Below are 15,967 nucleotides of genomic sequence, written 5' to 3' on the forward strand. Positions count from 1 at the left end.
CGAGTGCTACCTGCAGGCCGCGCGGTCTGCTTGCACGATCGCCGCGGCCAGATGTCCCAATCGACGCGCGGCGTGACCCGCGATCGCGCCGCCCGCCCGGCCACCGGTCCGCAGAACCGCCACTTCGTCTTCCAGTCGTGCCGCCCAGGCATTGGCTGCCGCCGTCTCGGCGGCCGCCTGCATCAGCTCGACTTTGAGCCGATCGGCACGCTCGCGCTCGCGCTCGAAATCGGCCCTTGTGTTGGCTGCCACTGCTTCGAGCCGCGCGACCTCCGCCTTGAAGGCCTCGATCTTGAAGGCTTCGATCTTTGCCAGGGAGGCATCGATCGGGTCGGCCCGGCGGCCGCGTCGCGGGCGGGGTGTGTAGCGGAGCTCGGAGAAATCAACGCTCACCAGGGCCTTGCCGTCCTCCGACCGCGCGCGCGGCAACCGGCGGCGTCTCGCCAGCGAACGCGCGGCCTCTCGCGAGATACCGAGCCGGGCACTGAGATCGGCATACGTCAACAACTCAGCGCACATCGGCGCTTCTCCTGGAGCGAACCGGGAAGGCATTTCGAGCTAATGATGGCTGGACGATTGCCGCAGGCTAGGCTGCGTTGGTTAATGGACCGTTAACGCGCGAGGGGTGCTGTTTACGAGTGTCGTCACGGTGCCGACGGGGGGTCGTAGAGGACCATCTGCCGCGGCTGCCTCTTGTCCGTCTTGCGCAGGCGGCGCTAGAGATTCAGGACGTTGGAGATGTTCTCGCTGATCTCGTTGCCGGCAGATGATGAGGTTTTTTGGGCTCGGGCTTCGTTGCGGGCTCCATGGGATGCCCCTCCCAGTGATGCTGCCGGGGCGAGTATAGGGGAAAATGAGAAAGGAGGGATCGCGACTAAGGTTGCCGCTCTCACTACCGGCTACATAAGCTGGAGAGGATTGTGAAACACTGGTCGGTTCGACCTGCACATCACCTAGGAATCAGGTCGAGTTGTCTCTCCTAAGATTTCAGAAATCTGTTCAGATATCGGGTGTTGCGAGAGCATGTACTTCTGTTTCGACCCCATTTCTCGAAGTAACCGCTGGTATTCAGGAGCTAAATCCAAAAATTGACTGGTGGTCCACTCGCTCCGTTGGGAGATGAATACCGACGTCTGAAAGTCGCATCTTGCCCAAATGTATTCGGAAAAAGCTGCTCTGAACCTCTCAAGACTCGGGTATTGACGTTCGTCGCAAAGAGACTTTATCCACGCGAACGATTGATCTATTTCTTCCTCAATTCTCGTCGCTGCAGCAGCAAGGTTTTCGTCTTCTTTTATGGCAGCAAAGCGAGGATTCATTCCGATCTCCTCGTATTGTCTCTCCAGTTGCTCCATTAACGAGATCGCGTCTTCCGCACATTTGAGCAAATCACTGTCGGACAGATCGGTGTCCTTCTGCGGCAACACATCGGTCTCGTGCACAAATCGATTCCGTGCGTCGAAAACACGTTCAAGCCGTTCGAGTTTTTTCGCATACTCCTTATCGAGCTCGGGCGAGCCGCCTGTAACAAACACTTTCACGAAGTCCCATGGGAAGTCGTGCGGTTTACCCGTAAAGCTACTAAGGAGGTGGCTAGCCCGTTCCCGATAAGCAGAAAACGTCGATACCTTGATATTGGCCGCAACAACGTCCGCCAGACCAAAGGTCCGAGTGGTCGTTGATATGAGTGTATCTATGTCAACTTGTACGTCCTTGAACAATTCTCTTAGAGCCTCGGGGTGGTCGTCATACCCCTCAGCTGCGGCGGCATAAAGATACTTGATATGACTTTCGAGGCAGCTGCATATGCCGACGGCTAAATAACCTCGGTACGATGGAGGTGTGGCCTCGTATTCTTGCGTGAGTGCCAATAACCTATCGACCGCCGCTGCCATGGCATCGTAGTAGCTTGCCCCTGTTCTGCGGTTTGCGAGCTCTGAGATTTTGTTCAGTGCGATTGATCGTCGGACAGGTTTCATTGATCGCGCGCGAGCGTCCAATCGAAGTGTGGCTAACGGTGGTATAGACGCGAAGGCAGAGTAGATTAGAACGGTGGCATTTTGAACAGTCGGCCACTGTCCCCTTGGTCGTTGAGGGTAAGCACAATTTCGTCAGGTGAGAACCGGATTTGCTCCTGCGTCTCAGGATTGCGTGGAAGATCAGCGTCTATGATGGAAAAAATATATTGGATTCTCCCCTCGGAGACGATCTCACGAATGAGGTCAAGCAGGCGTAGCTTAACCCTGTTGTCCAGGCCCTCGAATATCCCATCGTGATACACGAAATGATAAAACGGGGCCTTGTCCAATGCACGAAGGACGGAGAGGTCGAAGAGCGCGCAGAGCAATCGATGATACGAATGTCCCTGGTCCTGACTAGTATCGATACCGACAACATCCTTAGTTCGTATCTCAAACTCAAGATTGCCGTTCGTGTTGCCGCTGACGATGAATTCGCCGTTTATCCCGAGAATGAGTTTGACAAAGCGATTAAAATAACGGGTTACAGCAGCCTGCACCGGGCTGCCTCTTTCTAGGCTTCGTTCGATCGCAGAGGTCGCGGCATCTTTGCGTCCACGTAACTCTCGAAGCGTTCGCTCGATGTCGGCCACCGCATCTACACGAGCTAGTTGAGCTTCTAGAAAGGTTAGGCGTGCTCGGCGCTGGGATTGCTCGGCCTGAAGGGCTTTATACTTGCGAAACGTATCAGCCTGCTGCACGATCGACATCAGCCGCTGTCGTTCGTCGCTCTTCTTGCGATGTTCTTCAGATAGCGTATCGCGCCTAGCCTTCAGCTCTTGTATGCGTTTCCGCAAAGCCCGATTTCGTTCTGTAGTTAGCTTTTGATTGAATTCGATGAGCTCCTCGTAGCTACGGACGAGCGCGACGGGCAAGACGACGAGCGCTTCCGAATAAATCTGCTGAATACGCCGAACATCAAACTTGATCCCCGATTTAATGGAGCGCTCAAGCTGGGCTATATCGACGTCAAGATCGTATAACTCTTCTCCGATCTCGGTGATGGTCGCCTCTACAGCGTCTACAACACGCTTATTTATCTGGAGTTCGACCTCGTGAAAGTCGAAGCCGTCCAACTTGCGATCAATCTCCGATATTTCATCTCGGGCAATCTCAATTCGGGTAGATAGTTCGCCACGATCCTGATCTTGGGGATCAATCTCAGCTAACCGCTTATCTCGCCCTGCCGTGAGCTCGGCAATTTGATCCTCTACAGAGTACTTCAAGGATACTGCTTCGTGGTCTAGGCCTAGGATCGCCGCCAAATATGGCTTCCATGCCCGGTCTTGTCCCCGCATAAACTTCTGAATCTGAAAGTATTCAGTGTAGTCTGCTTGCGTTCGCAAGAAGTACGATACGCCGGTTCGATAGTCCCATGGGGCAACCATCTTCAGATTGAGGTACGCATCAAGTGCCTGCCGCGCCGCAGTCAGATTTATGTTCCAGTGGTCCCAATCCTCACTCGGCCGCTCGCGCGCATCAGCGATGCTGATATCGGTCTTTATCAGGCTGATCTCATTTGGTTCCATTACCGATCGTCGAATTGTTACCCACGTGCCTTCGTGCGTGAAGATCTCGAAGTAGAAAACGAAATCGTTGAAGCGATCCTTGTGTTTGGCAAGAAAGTGATCTGCGCCAGAGATGTCTTTCAGCAGCACAAAGTCAATCAGCGCGATCAAAGTTGTCTTGCCGAGATTGTGCGAATCTCCATCTCGCGCGCGCTTTCGTGTTACCTCCGCAAACACTACGTTGAGCAACGAAGAGGCGGGGCCCGCGTTGAAGTGGATCGGGGTAAAGAGATGATCAAGATTTGAATACAATCGGTTTAGTTGCACGGCTGTGACTTCATCATGCTCGATATTCGAACGTATCGTTCTTCGAATGATATTCGAGCCGGCCTATGAGGAATAGAAAGCTTATCGCGGGCGCGATTACGGCTTCGCCATCGTCTCCTATTCGACGCTTGATCAATCGCATCGCCGAATCGTATTCCATGATTCGTCTTCGACGCAGCTCGACCAGAAGCTCGCTGGCGACCCGAACGACAGCTCTATCTAGATCAAGATGCTTCGAGGGGATCAGCATGTTGGCCTATGTCGCAAGTGTAATACATGTAGTGCAGAAAGAGAGACGCGAATCGCCGACGTTTGTTCAGGCTTGGATTGTTGGTTGTGACTAGGTCTATGATGAAAGTGAGTGCATCATCGAAACTTTCGAATGGAGTATCCTTAGCGATCAGTTTGCGCCTGATCTCGTCGGCGGTGTCCTCATACATCTCTCTGAAGTCAATGTTGCGCGGGTTTTTTAGGAAGTCCTCTATGGTCTTGAAGTACGGTAGGGACCGAGTTCGAATTTCTTCCCAATAGGCATCACTCAGTTTGTTGATCTTGTTCTTTTTTGGCTTCGAGACGTATGTAAAATCCGTGCCGTCCGCGGCTGCGAGTGTGCCGCTGACGGTCTGATGGAATGCAATTACTACTGCGGTGAGGTCATCAACTTGAATTCGCAGTGGTGTTTCAAATCGATCAAATCCAAGCTTCGACCAGATGTCTGGATGGAGTGTAAGCCAGAACCGTAGTTGTTCGGCTCCGAGAAGGTGCGCGGATGCGAGGCCTAACGCCAGTAACGCCTGTTCCTTGGCGACGGCGTCGTTCGCTGGTTTTTTGCGGTTTGTGAATACGAGATAGTGCTCCAGCTCCCCAGTTTCGATGAGCTTCGTAATCTTCGAGTGTTCGCCGGTCAGTATCCTTCCAAAAATGGAATCTGCGCAGGAGGCGGCAGGGTTCTGTGTGTGTTTGGCTTGGACGACGAACTTGCCAGCGAGCGGAGCCGCGGTACTAGGAAACTTGCTCGCCGTTCCACTGAAGAGGCCGTCTCTTCCACCGTCGGGACCGGTAGCAAAAACGATGATGCCTGTACCTAGAACATGGTAGCAGATTGCTGCGACGAGCGTCTCGAACTCGTCGTCTGAAAGATCGTGTATTGGAAACGTTCGGTGCAATAGAAATTTTCCCAAAAGGTATGAGGAAAGTGGCGACGATTCTCTGGCTAAACTCTAGGCTGTAACGCGGTGCACCATCAAGTCGGGCATCCACTGGTTTGTGATCTTCGGGACTGTGGGGCCTGGGCTCCCCAAAACAAAAACGGCCGGATCTTCCGATCCGGCCGTAACGCAAAACTCTACTGGCTAAGCCTACGCCACGCGACGTAACTTAGCCCCCGCCCAATTCTGAAAAACTTAGCTGGCCTTCTTGACCGGCGCGGTGTCGCCGACCTTTTTCTGGATGGCGCGCTTCAGCTCGAGGGCGCGCGGGGAGAGGGCGTCGGTCTTGGCCTTGAGCAGGAAGGCATCGAGGCCGCCATTGTGGTCGACGCTCTTGACCGCGGTGGTGGAGACGCGCAGGCGCACGTTGCGGCCCAGGGCTTCCGAGATGAACGTCACGTTGACGAGGTTCGGCAGGAAGCGGCGCTTGGTCTTGATGTTGGAGTGGCTGACCTTGTGGCCGACGAGGGGGCCCTTGGCCGTCAGTTCGCAGCGGCGAGACATGGCAAAAATCCTTATCCTAAACCCCCAACGAGTTGCGGCCGCCATTCTGGGCGCCACGGGGGCGAATTCTCTGTCCTTGCAGGGAGCGGGCGGACGTATAGGGGGGAAGGGGCGGGTAGTCAAGGATTTGGGGTGGGTTTCGTGCCCGGCGCAATGCCCACCCGCGGTGTCATCGCGCGCGCAGGCGGGCGATCCAGTATTCCGAGACGGCGCGGCCGGAGTCGAGGGGGCGCGGCGTACTGGATGCCCCGGTCAAGCCGGGGCATGACGGCGGAGGGGGTGGGGAGAGGTGTGCGCTTCTGACCCGCCCCAATCACCAAAACGGCAATGATCGGAACGCCTTACCATCACATAAAGGGCGTAATCGCACCGGAAGAATCCGGTGGAGTTCCGCACCTGCGCGCCCGGACGCATTGCCTGCCGCCGATTTCGGCTTAAGTAACGCATCGATTGGCGCCCCGATTGGAAAGCTTCGTGCCCACCTCGTCCCCCGTTTCGCCCCGGCGGCGCTCTGCCGGCCAGCTGGCCCTGGCGGCCCTGTGCGGCCTCGCCGTGGCGTGGGCGGCCGAGCCCGTGGCGGCGCAGGGCAAGCTCGAGGCGCAGTATGAGGCGACGCTGGCGGGCATTCCCGTCGGCAGGGGCGCCTGGAACATCGACATCCAGGACGACGTGTTCGCGGCCGCGGCTTCCGGCGGCACCACCGGGATCTTGAAGTCGTTCACCGGCGGCTCCGGCACCGGCGCCTCGCAGGGCCGCGTCGTCAACGGCGCGCTGGTTGCGACCGGCTACCAGGCCTCCACCACCACCTCGAAGAAGACCGAAGAGATCCGCATCACCCTCGACAAGGGCAATGTGAAGGAGTTCGCGATCCTGCCGGAGCCGCCGGTCGATCCCGACCGTATCGTCGTCACCGAGGCGCATCGCCGCGGCGTCTGGGATCCGATGACGGCCTCGCTGCTGCGCGTGCCCGGCACCGGCGATCCGGTCTCGCCGGAGGCCTGCCACAACGCCGCGCCCGTGTTCGACGGCCGCATGCGCTACGACCTAAAACTCGATTTCAAGCGCATGGAGAGCGTCAAGGCCGAGAAGGGGTATAGGGGCCCGGTCGTGGTCTGCGCGCTCTATTTCGTCCCTGTCGCCGGCTACATCCCCGACCGCCCCGTGATCAAATACCTCGCCGCCCAGCGCAACATCGAGATCGCGTTTGCGCCGGTTGCGGGCACGCGCATCCTGGTCCCGTTCTGGCTGAAAGTGCCGACGCCGCTGGGGCCGGCCATGCTGGAAGCGACCAGCTTCATCACCTCCCCCCAGCCGCCGCGCGTGGCGAAGACGCAGTAGCGCCTTCACCCTCCCCTGGAGGGGGAGGGTCGATCGCGCGTAGCGCGAGCGGGGTGGGGTGATCTCTCCGCACGAACAGTGCCCGTGGGGAGAGATCACCCCACCCCGTCGCGCATTTCGCTGCGCTCCATGTGCGCCGACCCTCCCCCTCCAGGGGAGGGTAAGAAAGTGTGCAAATTCAATGATGTGCTACTGTGCATGGGGTCGTTTTCGCACTTTTTGTTGTGGCAGGCCGGCGAGACGGGAATCCATTTGACTCCCGCCCGATTCTGATTCGACTCCGCGCCATCCCCAATTTTAAGAAACCCGCCACCGAAACGTCGCTTGTGCAGTCGGGCAAAACTCCATCTAGTGCGCAACCAATAAGAGTCCCGCGACATGTTGCGTGAACGGAACAGGACTCATCAGGGAGTCAGCGATTCGGCCGCGATTCGTTCTAGAGTCGTTCCGAAGCTTAAGGCCAACGGGAAAAGCGTCGCAAAGTGAGACAGTTGCGCGAGGTTTGGGGAGCGCTCTCTTCTCCCTCTCCCCGTTCTTACGGGGAGAGGGTTGGGGTGAGGGGCTGCATCCGCGAAAACGGAGACAGTTCGACTCGCGGAGAGCCCCCTCACCCGGCGCTTCGCGCCGACCTCTCCCCGCAAGCGGGGTGAGGTGACTTTCAAGCGCTTCGCGCTCCCGCCCCAAAACGGCACTGACATTCGCCCAAATCGCCACTACCTAATCCCTGGATATGGCTTTCTCTCCCTCCCCCTTCGCTTCCGAGCGCGCGCCCGGCGCCGGCGTCACTGCAGTGCTCGGGCCGACCAACACCGGCAAGACCCATCTCGCCATCGAGCGGATGCTGGCGCATCCCTCCGGCATGATCGGGCTGCCGCTGCGCCTGCTGGCGCGCGAGGTCTACAACAAGATCGCCGATCGCGCGGGGCCAGAGAGCGTCGCACTCGTCACCGGCGAAGAGAAGATCAAGCCGAAGAAGCCGCGCTATTGGGTCTCGACCGTCGAGGCGATGCCGCGCGACCTCGATGTCTCGTTCCTCGCCATCGACGAGGTCCAGATCGCTTCTGACCTCGAACGCGGCCACGTCTTCACCGACCGCATCCTCAACCGCCGCGGCCGCAACGAGACGCTGCTGCTCGGCGCTGCCACCATGCGCCCGATCATCGAGCGGCTGTTGCCGGGCGTGTCCATGATCACGCGGCCGCGCCTGTCCAGCCTCGAATTCGCCGGCGACCGCAAGATCACGCGCCAGCCGCGCCGCACCGCCATCGTCGCGTTCTCGGCCGACGAGGTCTACGCCATCGCCGAGCTGATCCGCCGCCAGCATGGCGGCGCCGCCGTGGTGCTGGGCTCGCTCAGCCCTCGCACGCGCAATGCGCAGGTGGCGATGTTCCAGAACGGCGATGTCGACTATCTCGTCGCCACCGACGCAGTCGGCATGGGCCTCAATCTCGATGTCGACCACGTCGCCTTTGCCTCCGACCGCAAGTTCGACGGCTACCAGTTCCGCCGCCTCACCCCGGCCGAGTTCGCGCAGGTCGCGGGCCGCGCCGGCCGTGCCACGCGCAACGGCACCTTCGGCACCACCGGCCGCTGCGCCCCGTTCGAGCCCGAGCTCGTCAACGCGCTGCAGAACCACACCTTCGATGCCGTGAAGATGCTGCAATGGCGCAACTCGAAGCTGGATTTCTCCTCGCTCGGCGCGCTCCAGGTGTCGTTGAACTTGGCCCCGGGCCATGAGGCGCTGACGCGCGCGCCGGTTGCCGAGGACACGCGCGTCCTCGACCACGCCGCCCGCGACGGCGAGGTGCGCGATATCGCGCATGGCAAAGACGCCGTGGAACGCCTCTGGGAGGCCTGCCAGGTCCCCGATTACCGAAAGCTGTCGCCCGCCGCCCATGCTGAGCTGGTGACGACGCTCTACGGCTTCCTGATGCAGAAGGGATGCGTCCCCGATGCCTGGTTTGCCGCCCAGGTCGACCAGGCCGACCGCACCGACGGCGACATCGACACGCTGTCGGCCCGGATCGCGCAGATTCGCACCTGGACCTTCGTCGCCAACCGCCCGGACTGGCTGAAAGACCCCGAGCGCTGGCAGGGGATCGCGCGGGAGGTCGAAAATAAATTATCGGATGCGCTCCATGAACGCTTGACTGAGCGTTTCGTTGATCGTCGGACCAGTGTATTGATGCGCCGCCTGCGGGAGAACACGAGCTTGAATACTGAAATCGGCAAGACCGGCGAAGTCATCGTCGAAGGCCATGTCATCGGCCGCCTCGACGGCTTCACCTTTGCACCGGACGTGGCGGAAGCCGGCTCCGATGCGAAAGCCTTGCAGGCTGCAGCGCAAGCGGTGCTCGCCGGCGAGATCAACACGCGCGCCGAGAAGCTTGGCAACGCGCCGGACGAGCAGTTCGTGCTGACCTCGGAAGGAATCATCCGCTGGACCGGCGATGCCGTGGCGCGCCTCTCCGCCGCCGACGACGCGCTGCATCCGCGCATCCGCATCATCTCCGACGAGAGATTGACTGGGGCGCCGCGCGAAAAAGTGCAGGCGCGGCTCGAGCTCTGGCTCAAGACGCATATCGAAAAGCTGCTCGGGCCGATGTTCGAGCTGTCGAAGGCCGAGGATGTCACCGGCATCGCCCGCGGCATCGCCTATCAGCTGGTCGAGGCGCTCGGCGTGCTCGAGCGTCCCCGAATCGCGAACGAGCTGAAGGATCTCGATCAGCCCTCGCGCGCGGTCTTGCGCAAATACGGCGTCCGCTTCGGCGCCTATCACATCTATTTCCCCGGTCTGCTCAAGCCCGCCGCGCGCGCGCTGGCAGCGCTGCTCTGGGCGCTGAAGCAGGACAATGTCGATCTCTCCGCGCTCTCGGGCGCGCAGCATCTGGCATCGTCGGGCCGCACCTCGTTCCCGGTCGACAAGCAGCTGCCGCGCGATGCCTATCGCGTGCTCGGCTACAAGCAGGCCGGCGAGCGCGCCGTGCGCGTCGACATTTTGGAGCGGCTTGCCGATCTGATCCGCCCCGCGCTGGCCTGGCGCGAGAATTCGCCCGGCGAAAAGCCCGCCGGCGCGTTCGACGGCCGCAGCTTCGTGGTGACGCAGGCGATGACCTCGCTCACGGGATCGGCCGGCGAGGATTTTGCGTCCGTGCTGCGCGCGCTCGGCTATCGCATGGAGAAGCGTCCACCGCTGCCACAAAAGCCTGTGGTGACCGAGACCATCGCGGCAGAGACGCCGCCCGCCGAGGGCAGCGCGGAGACCTCGACCGAAACCGAGACCGAGACCGCGGCGGAGGCCGTTGCGGGCCTGCCCGCGGAGGCATCCACGGATGCCGCCGCTGAACCCGTCACCGTCGAAGACGCGCCCGGCGTGGAGCCGCAGGACGAGGCGGCGCCCGCGGAGCCGGCGCTGGAAGCTTCGCCCGAGGCTCCCGTCACGCCCGAAGATGCCCCCGGCATCGCGCCGCCGGTGGAAGAGACCGCTGCGCCGGCGGAGGCTGCCGGCCTCGAAGCCGCCGCCGCCGAGACCGCGGCAACGGAAGCTGCCGCATCGCCTGACGCTGCCGCGCCTGAGGCTGCGGCGACGCCGGCGGAGCCCGAACTCGTCGAGGTCTGGCGTCCCGGCGGCCGTCACGAGGACCGCAAGCCGCGCCACGAGCGCCATCGCCACCAGCGTCACCATCACCGTCCGCAGGCGGCTGCAGAGGGCGCCACGGCCGCGCCGGGCGAAGCCGCGCAGTCAGCCGACGGCGAGAAACGCGGCGAGCGCCATCGTCATGGTGGTCATCGCCGCGATGGGGCCAAGGATTTTCGCAAGCCGCGCGAAGGTGGCGAGGGCGGTGATCGCCGCGAGGATAGGAATCGCAGCTTCCAGGGCAAGGACCGCGATCGCAACAAGGGTAAGCCCGGCGATCGCGACGGTGGTCGCGAGCATCGGGGCCGCGACCGCGACAAGGGCCGCGACCGCCGCGACCGTGAGTCCGGTCCGTCGCTGCGTCCCTATGCCTCCAGCGCGAACCCGCGCGAGCGCGATCGCCCGGTCGATCCGAACTCGCCGTTCGCCAAGCTTGCCGCGCTGAAAGAGCAGCTGTCCGGCCGGAAGGAGTGATCCCACGGCGACCGAGCGGCAGCGCATCGACAAATGGCTGTGGCACGCGCGGGTGGTGAAGGCGCGGACCTCCGCCGCTGAGCTGGTCGTTACCGGCCATGTTCGCGTCAACGGTACGCGCGAGACATCGCCGGGGCATGCGATCAAGCTCGGCGATGTCGTCACCATCGCGCTCGATCGCACCGTGCGCGTGTTGAAGGTCACAGCCTTCAGCGAACGCCGCGGCGATGCCGCCTCGGCCCGCGTGCTCTATGAAGAGCTCGGCGAGCGCAATTAATTGCGCTTGGTATTCATTTCTTGGCCGATCAACGCACACAAGTGTCATGATCGGCTGTTGCCGACCTTGCAGCGCCGGGCCATCCGCGCTACGCAAGCCGCGACTTTTAAAAGAGCTTTTCGGAGCGTTGGATGACTTACGTCGTCACTGAAGCCTGCATCAAGTGCAAGTACACCGACTGCGTCGAGGTCTGCCCGGTCGACTGTTTCTACGAGGGCGAGAACATGCTCGTCATCCATCCCGACGAGTGCATCGACTGCGGCGTGTGCGAGCCGGAATGCCCCGCCGACGCCATCAAGCCGGACACGGAACCGGGCCTGGAAAAGTGGCTCCAGGTCAACGCCGACTATGCCAAGAGCTGGCCGAACATCACCCAGAAGAAAGAATCACCCGCTGACGCCAAGGAATTCGACGGCATGGAAGGCAAGTTCGAGAAATATTTTTCTCCGAACCCGGGTTCGGGAGACTAATTAGGGCCCAAACTTAACCCTATTAGCGGCGTTGCCGCCGAAAACCAGCCCTCAAGACCCCTAAATCATTGATTTTTGCGGGAAATGTGCTATATTGGGCACATTAAGCCGAACCCCGTCAGCCCCGTTGGCCCCTCTGGGTTCCCGTGAAACCAAATGTCGAACAGGGGCGTGGCAGTTTTCCGCGCGCAGGCTGTGTCACAGAAAACGCGTAAAAAGAGTACTTCAGCGAGGGCTTCCCATAAGGAGGCCAAAAAAGTCGCCGCGGCCAGCCGTAGCGCATCCAAGGGTCGGACCGCGACGAAGGCGCCGGCTGCAAAGTCCTCGAAGAACAAAAGAAGCGCAATGCCTAACAAGACTGCCAAACCGGCCGCGAAAGCGACCGTTGCCAAGCCTGCTGCTGCCAAGGCTCATCCTGCGAAGGCTCACGCTGCCAAGCCCGCCGCGCCGAAGGCTCCCGTTGCTGCTGCTCATGCCAAGGCTCCTGCCGCTGCCAAGCCGGCCGCCAAGCCCGCTGCTGCGCCGAAGGTCGAGGAAAAGAAGGTCGTGACCCAGCGTCAGGGCTTCAAGGCCAACGAATTCGTGGTTTATCCCGCTCACGGCGTCGGCCAGATCCTGGCCATCGAGGAGCAGGAGATCGCCGGTGCCAAGCTCGAGCTGTTCGTCATCAACTTCATCAAGGACAAGATGACGCTGCGCGTTCCGACCGCCAAGGTCGCCAATGTCGGCATGCGCAAGCTGTCCGATCCGGCGCTGGTCAAGAAGGCGCTGGAGACACTCAAGGGCCGCGCCCGCGTCAAGCGCACCATGTGGTCGCGCCGCGCCCAGGAATACGAAGCAAAGATCAATTCGGGCGACATCGTCGCGATCGCGGAAGTCGTGCGCGACCTCTACCGCTCGGAGTCGCAGCCGGAGCAGTCCTACAGCGAACGCCAGCTCTATGAAGCGGCGCTCGATCGTCTGTCCCGCGAGATCGCGGTGGTGCAGCACTCGACCGAGACCGAAGCGGTCAAGGAGATCGAGGCCCAACTCGCCAAGAGCCCGCGCCGCGCCAACGCCAAGGCGGAAGCCGCCGACGGCGAAGCCGATTCGGATGCCGAGGGCGATACCGACGACACCGATGGCGACGATACCACCGTCGCCGACGAGGCCGCGTAAGCGCCTCAGTCGATTGCAAGAGATCAAAAGCCCGGCCGTTTGGCCGGGCTTTTTGTTTGGGTCTGCACTCGCGCGGAGATACTGGATCGGTGCTCGCTGGTCCAGAACAACGAGGAGAGAATGGGAGCGAAGCCGGTTCAAGAAATGCGGTGTCGTCCCAGCCTAGCGCGCAATTGCGCGCGGGGGGCCGGGACCCATAACCACCGAATTGCATTTGGCAAAGACTACCAATGATCATCTCGCGCCAAACTACTCACTGTGGTTATGGGTCCCGGCCTTCGCCTCACTTCACCGGCCGCTTCTCCAGCTTCCGCGCCAGCGTGCGCCGATGCATCCCCAATCGCCGCGCTGCCTCCGAGATGTTGAAATCCGTCTCGATCAGGGTCTGATGGATGCGTTCCCATTCCAGCGTCTTGATCGATGTCGGCCGGGTGTCGAGCGCGACCTCGGCGTTGCCTTCGGCCTTGTTGAAGGCGGCCTCGATGTCGTCGGTGTTCGACGGCTTCGCCAGATAGTGGCAGGCGCCCAGCTTGATGGCCTCGACGGCGGTGGAGATGCTGGCAAAGCCGGTCAGCACCACGATCAGCATGTCGGGATCATGCGTGTGCAGAAGTTCGACGCAGGCGAGCCCCGAGGCGCCGCCGAGCTTGAGGTCGACCACGGCATGGCCGAAGGATCGCTCCTCCAGCACTTGGCGCACCTCCTCGATCGAGGCGGCGAGCACGACCTCGTAGCTGCGGCGCTCGAACGAGCGCTTCAGCGTGCGGGCGAAGCCGGCATCGTCCTCGACGACGATGAGCGAGCGGTCAGGCGTCAAAATTCCCTCCGATCGCAAGCGTTGCGAGCGGCAGCGTGAGGCGAACGGTGGCGCCGCGCTTCCTGTGGTTCTCGGCGGTCACGCTGCCCCCTAACTTGCGCACGACGTTCACCACCAGGAACAGGCCGAGCCCGCCGCCGGCACGACCCTTGCTCGACTGATAGGGCTTTCCGAGCTGCGCCAGCATCTCCGGCGCAAAGCCCGGGCCGCGATCGCTGATCGCCAGCACGAGATTGTCGCCCTCGCGCTCGGCGACGAGCTCGACCCATTCCCGCGAGACCTCGTAGGCATTGTCGAGCACGTTGAAGATCACCTGCTTCAGCGCGACGTCGGAGACGATCGCGACGTCCTCGCCGAACGTATTGACGAAGTAGAGCGTGCGCGCCGAGCGCGCGTCGCGCCATTCCTCCACCAGTGCAGTGACAAAGGCCGTCACCGTCGTCGGCGAGGAGCCTTCGCCGCGCGCTTCGCCCGCCGACACCAGGATGCCCGTGACGATCGATTTGCAGCGTTGCAGCGAGGTTTCCATCTCCGCGAGATCTTCGGCGAGTTCCTGATCGGCGGCGAGATCGGGCATGCGGCGCCAGTCGCTGAGGATCACCGAGAGCGAGGCCAGCGGGGTGCCGAGCTCATGGGCCGCGCCGGAGGCGAGCAGGCCCATGCGCACGATGTGATCCTGCTCGGCCGCGTGCTGGCGCAGCGCCGCCAGATGCGCGTCGCGCTCGCGCAAATTCCTGTTGATGCGGGTGACGAACACCACCAGCAGCACCGCGTTGAGAACGAAGCCCAGCAGCATGCCTGTCACGGTGAGGCTGTAGGTCTCGCTGATGGGATTTGGCGGCAGGTCGAGCGGCCGGTAAGCGAGCGTCAGCCACACAAAACTCGCGCAGGTCAGTGCCACCAGCGACCAGGTCGAGCGGGCGTCGAGCAGCACCGCGCCCAGTGTCACCTGGAGCAGGAACAGCGAGGTGAAGGGGTTGGTGGCGCCGCCGGAGAGGTAGAGCTGCGCGGTCAGTGCGGCGACATCCAGCATCAGCGCGACCAAGAGCTCATTGTTGGTGATTGCCGCGCGATGGCGCACCCAGACCAGGCTGGAGACGTTGAGCAGCACCAGCGCGCCGATCACCGCGCCCATCCGTTCCAACGGCAAGGCAATACCCAGGCCAAAATGCACGACGCCGATGGTCACGATCTGGCCGACCACCGCGGTCCAGCGCAGCTGGATCAGCAGCGCCATGTTCTTGCGGTTGGTCTCGTCGTCGGTGGGAGCAGTGCCGATCAGCCCGCCGCGCGCGTCCGCCTGCGACTGCAGCGTCACGGCCAGCTCGCCGCCATGGGCAAGCGTCCGGGGACTCGACTTTGCGTCGTCAGGTCGGCTCGACGATCGTTCCAGCATCTGATCCCGTCCTGCGGGCAGCGGCCTCGGAGCCGCCGGCCGGTTCATGGACGAAGCGTTTGCGGCGGAACAGCCCGCCGCCGAATGTGACGAAAAGCCTGCCGACCAGCATGAAAGCCAGGGCAAACCACGTCAGCGCGTAGATCAGGTGGTTATTGGGAAAGCGGATCACGGTCAATCCGCCGATCGGACCGCCGGCAATTTGTGATCCGGCGTCGGCATCCACGAAAAAGGGCGCGACCTCGCGGAGGCCGCGTGCCGCTGCGATCGCGGCGACATCCCGCGAGTACCAGCGGTTGTGCTGGGGCACGTTGTTCCGCAGGAAGCCACCCTTCGGCTCCGTCATGCGCAACAGGCCGGTGATCTCGACCTGGCCGTCGGGATTGCCGTCCCGGCGCGTCGATGCGTCGCGCCGCTCGGACGGCACGAAGCCGCGGTTGACCAGGACCTGCGTGCCGTCGTCGCGCAGAAGCGGCGTCAGCACCCAATAACCGGGGCCTTCCTCGGTGACGGCCTGAACCAGCGTCTCGCGGTCGTGCAGGAAGCGGCCGGTGACGCTGACATGCCTGTATTCGTCGTTCGCGGCGCTGATCCTGGGCCACGAAGCGGCCGAGGGGATCGGCACCGCCGGGGCATGAACGCGCTGCTCGACGCGGTCGATCAGCGCCAATTTCCAGGCGCGGCGCTCGATCTGCCAGACGCCAAGCGCGATCAAAAGCACAAAGGCCGTGAGCGAGAGGACCGTGAGCCACAGGGACGGGGAGCGCGCAGCCTTGCTGTGCGCCCCACTCGCCTTGCCCGTCACGGTCCGGGTCCTGCTCACGTCAGAGTGCCG

General features: G+C 62.0%; 14 protein-coding genes and 1 pseudogene. 5 read left to right on the forward strand and 10 right to left on the reverse strand.

Translation table 11 applies throughout. The annotated features are described in order from the left end of the window. Positions 1–6 precede the first annotated feature (6 nt). The 7 genes and pseudogenes from AAE027_RS22385 to rpmB all read right to left on the reverse strand — a co-directional run bounded on the left by AAE027_RS22385 (position 7) and on the right by rpmB (position 5,565). A complete protein-coding gene (locus AAE027_RS22385; protein WP_370989510.1) occupies positions 7–519 on the reverse strand; it encodes a hypothetical protein in 513 nt (170 codons plus the stop codon). Positions 520–642: 123 nt separating this feature from the next. Beyond that, a pseudogene (locus tag AAE027_RS22390) lies at positions 643–813 on the reverse strand (DUF2235 domain-containing protein); the annotation flags it as partial. Between the two features lie 140 nt (positions 814–953). After that, on the reverse strand, positions 954–1,979 hold the full coding sequence (locus tag AAE027_RS22395) for a hypothetical protein (protein ID WP_370989511.1): 1,026 nt from the start codon (positions 1,977–1,979) through the stop codon (positions 954–956). A gap of 65 nt (positions 1,980–2,044) precedes the next feature. Next, positions 2,045–3,853 carry a DUF2326 domain-containing protein gene (locus tag AAE027_RS22400; RefSeq protein ID WP_370989512.1) on the reverse strand — a complete coding sequence of 603 codons (1,809 nt, stop codon included), beginning with the start codon at positions 3,851–3,853 and terminating at the stop codon, positions 2,045–2,047. 13 nt (positions 3,854–3,866) lie between these two features. Then, a complete protein-coding gene (locus AAE027_RS22405) occupies positions 3,867–4,103 on the reverse strand; it encodes an ABC-three component system middle component 8 (protein ID WP_370989513.1) in 237 nt (78 codons plus the stop codon). Continuing rightward, positions 4,078–5,019, reverse strand: a complete 942-nt coding sequence (locus AAE027_RS22410; protein WP_370989514.1) for an ABC-three component system protein — start codon at positions 5,017–5,019, stop codon at positions 4,078–4,080. Before AAE027_RS22410 ends, AAE027_RS22405 begins: the two co-directional genes overlap by 26 nt. A 237-nt stretch (positions 5,020–5,256) precedes the next feature. Further along, complete coding sequence (gene rpmB / locus AAE027_RS22415; RefSeq protein WP_091893463.1) at positions 5,257–5,565, reverse strand: 50S ribosomal protein L28; 309 nt, start codon at positions 5,563–5,565, stop codon at positions 5,257–5,259. A 528-nt stretch (positions 5,566–6,093) separates the two neighbouring features. Here rpmB and AAE027_RS22420 point away from each other — a divergent pair. The 5 genes from AAE027_RS22420 to AAE027_RS22440 all read left to right on the forward strand — a co-directional run bounded on the left by AAE027_RS22420 (position 6,094) and on the right by AAE027_RS22440 (position 12,919). Next, entirely contained in the window at positions 6,094–6,903 is an 810-nt protein-coding gene (locus tag AAE027_RS22420) for a DUF3108 domain-containing protein (RefSeq protein ID WP_164939671.1), read from the forward strand. Between the two features lie 730 nt (positions 6,904–7,633). Beyond that, a complete protein-coding gene (locus AAE027_RS22425) occupies positions 7,634–11,014 on the forward strand; it encodes a helicase-related protein (RefSeq protein WP_370989515.1) in 3,381 nt (1,126 codons plus the stop codon). Positions 11,015–11,039: 25 nt separating this feature from the next. After that, positions 11,040–11,291: an RNA-binding S4 domain-containing protein gene (locus AAE027_RS22430; protein WP_370989599.1), complete on the forward strand. Its 252-nt coding sequence runs from the start codon at positions 11,040–11,042 to the stop codon at positions 11,289–11,291. A 131-nt stretch (positions 11,292–11,422) separates the two neighbouring features. Then, positions 11,423–11,761 (forward strand): ferredoxin FdxA, encoded by a 339-nt coding sequence (fdxA, locus tag AAE027_RS22435; protein ID WP_091893472.1) that lies wholly within the window; start codon positions 11,423–11,425, stop codon positions 11,759–11,761. A gap of 345 nt (positions 11,762–12,106) precedes the next feature. After that, on the forward strand, positions 12,107–12,919 hold the full coding sequence (locus AAE027_RS22440) for a CarD family transcriptional regulator (protein WP_091893477.1): 813 nt from the start codon (positions 12,107–12,109) through the stop codon (positions 12,917–12,919). 283 nt (positions 12,920–13,202) lie between these two features. Here the strand turns inward: AAE027_RS22440 and AAE027_RS22445 are convergent, their stop codons facing one another. The 3 genes from AAE027_RS22445 to AAE027_RS22455 are packed head-to-tail and all read right to left on the reverse strand — an operon-like array spanning position 13,203 to position 15,955. Further along, positions 13,203–13,736, reverse strand: a complete 534-nt coding sequence (locus tag AAE027_RS22445; protein WP_370989516.1) for a response regulator transcription factor — start codon at positions 13,734–13,736, stop codon at positions 13,203–13,205. Beyond that, the gene (locus tag AAE027_RS22450; protein ID WP_370989518.1) at positions 13,726–15,132 is read right to left on the reverse strand and encodes an ATP-binding protein; all 1,407 of its coding nucleotides are present in this window, start codon (positions 15,130–15,132) and stop codon (positions 13,726–13,728) included. Before AAE027_RS22450 ends, AAE027_RS22445 begins: the two co-directional genes overlap by 11 nt. Then, entirely contained in the window at positions 15,104–15,955 is an 852-nt protein-coding gene (locus AAE027_RS22455) for an SURF1 family protein (protein ID WP_370989520.1), read from the reverse strand. Before AAE027_RS22455 ends, AAE027_RS22450 begins: the two co-directional genes overlap by 29 nt. Between the last annotated feature and the right edge of the window lie 12 nt (positions 15,956–15,967).

Origin of the sequence: Bradyrhizobium sp. DN3, from assembly GCF_041357655.1 — a bacterium.
Classification (GTDB): Bacteria; Pseudomonadota; Alphaproteobacteria; order Rhizobiales; family Xanthobacteraceae; genus Bradyrhizobium.

Excerpts from the sequence above, each read along its gene's own strand:
- AAE027_RS22385 (WP_370989510.1), bottom strand. The coding sequence starts at position 519 with ATGTGCGCTGAGTTGTTGACGTATGCCGATCTCAGTGCCCGGCTCGGT.
- AAE027_RS22395 (WP_370989511.1), bottom strand. The coding sequence starts at position 1,979 with ATGAAACCTGTCCGACGATCAATCGCACTGAACAAAATCTCAGAGCTC.
- AAE027_RS22405 (WP_370989513.1), bottom strand. The coding sequence starts at position 4,103 with ATGCTGATCCCCTCGAAGCATCTTGATCTAGATAGAGCTGTCGTTCGG.
- rpmB (WP_091893463.1), bottom strand. The coding sequence starts at position 5,565 with ATGTCTCGCCGCTGCGAACTGACGGCCAAGGGCCCCCTCGTCGGCCAC.
- AAE027_RS22425 (WP_370989515.1), top strand. The coding sequence starts at position 7,634 with ATGGCTTTCTCTCCCTCCCCCTTCGCTTCCGAGCGCGCGCCCGGCGCC.
- fdxA (WP_091893472.1), top strand. The coding sequence starts at position 11,423 with ATGACTTACGTCGTCACTGAAGCCTGCATCAAGTGCAAGTACACCGAC.
- AAE027_RS22440 (WP_091893477.1), top strand. The coding sequence starts at position 12,107 with ATGCCTAACAAGACTGCCAAACCGGCCGCGAAAGCGACCGTTGCCAAG.
- AAE027_RS22450 (WP_370989518.1), bottom strand. The coding sequence starts at position 15,132 with ATGCTGGAACGATCGTCGAGCCGACCTGACGACGCAAAGTCGAGTCCC.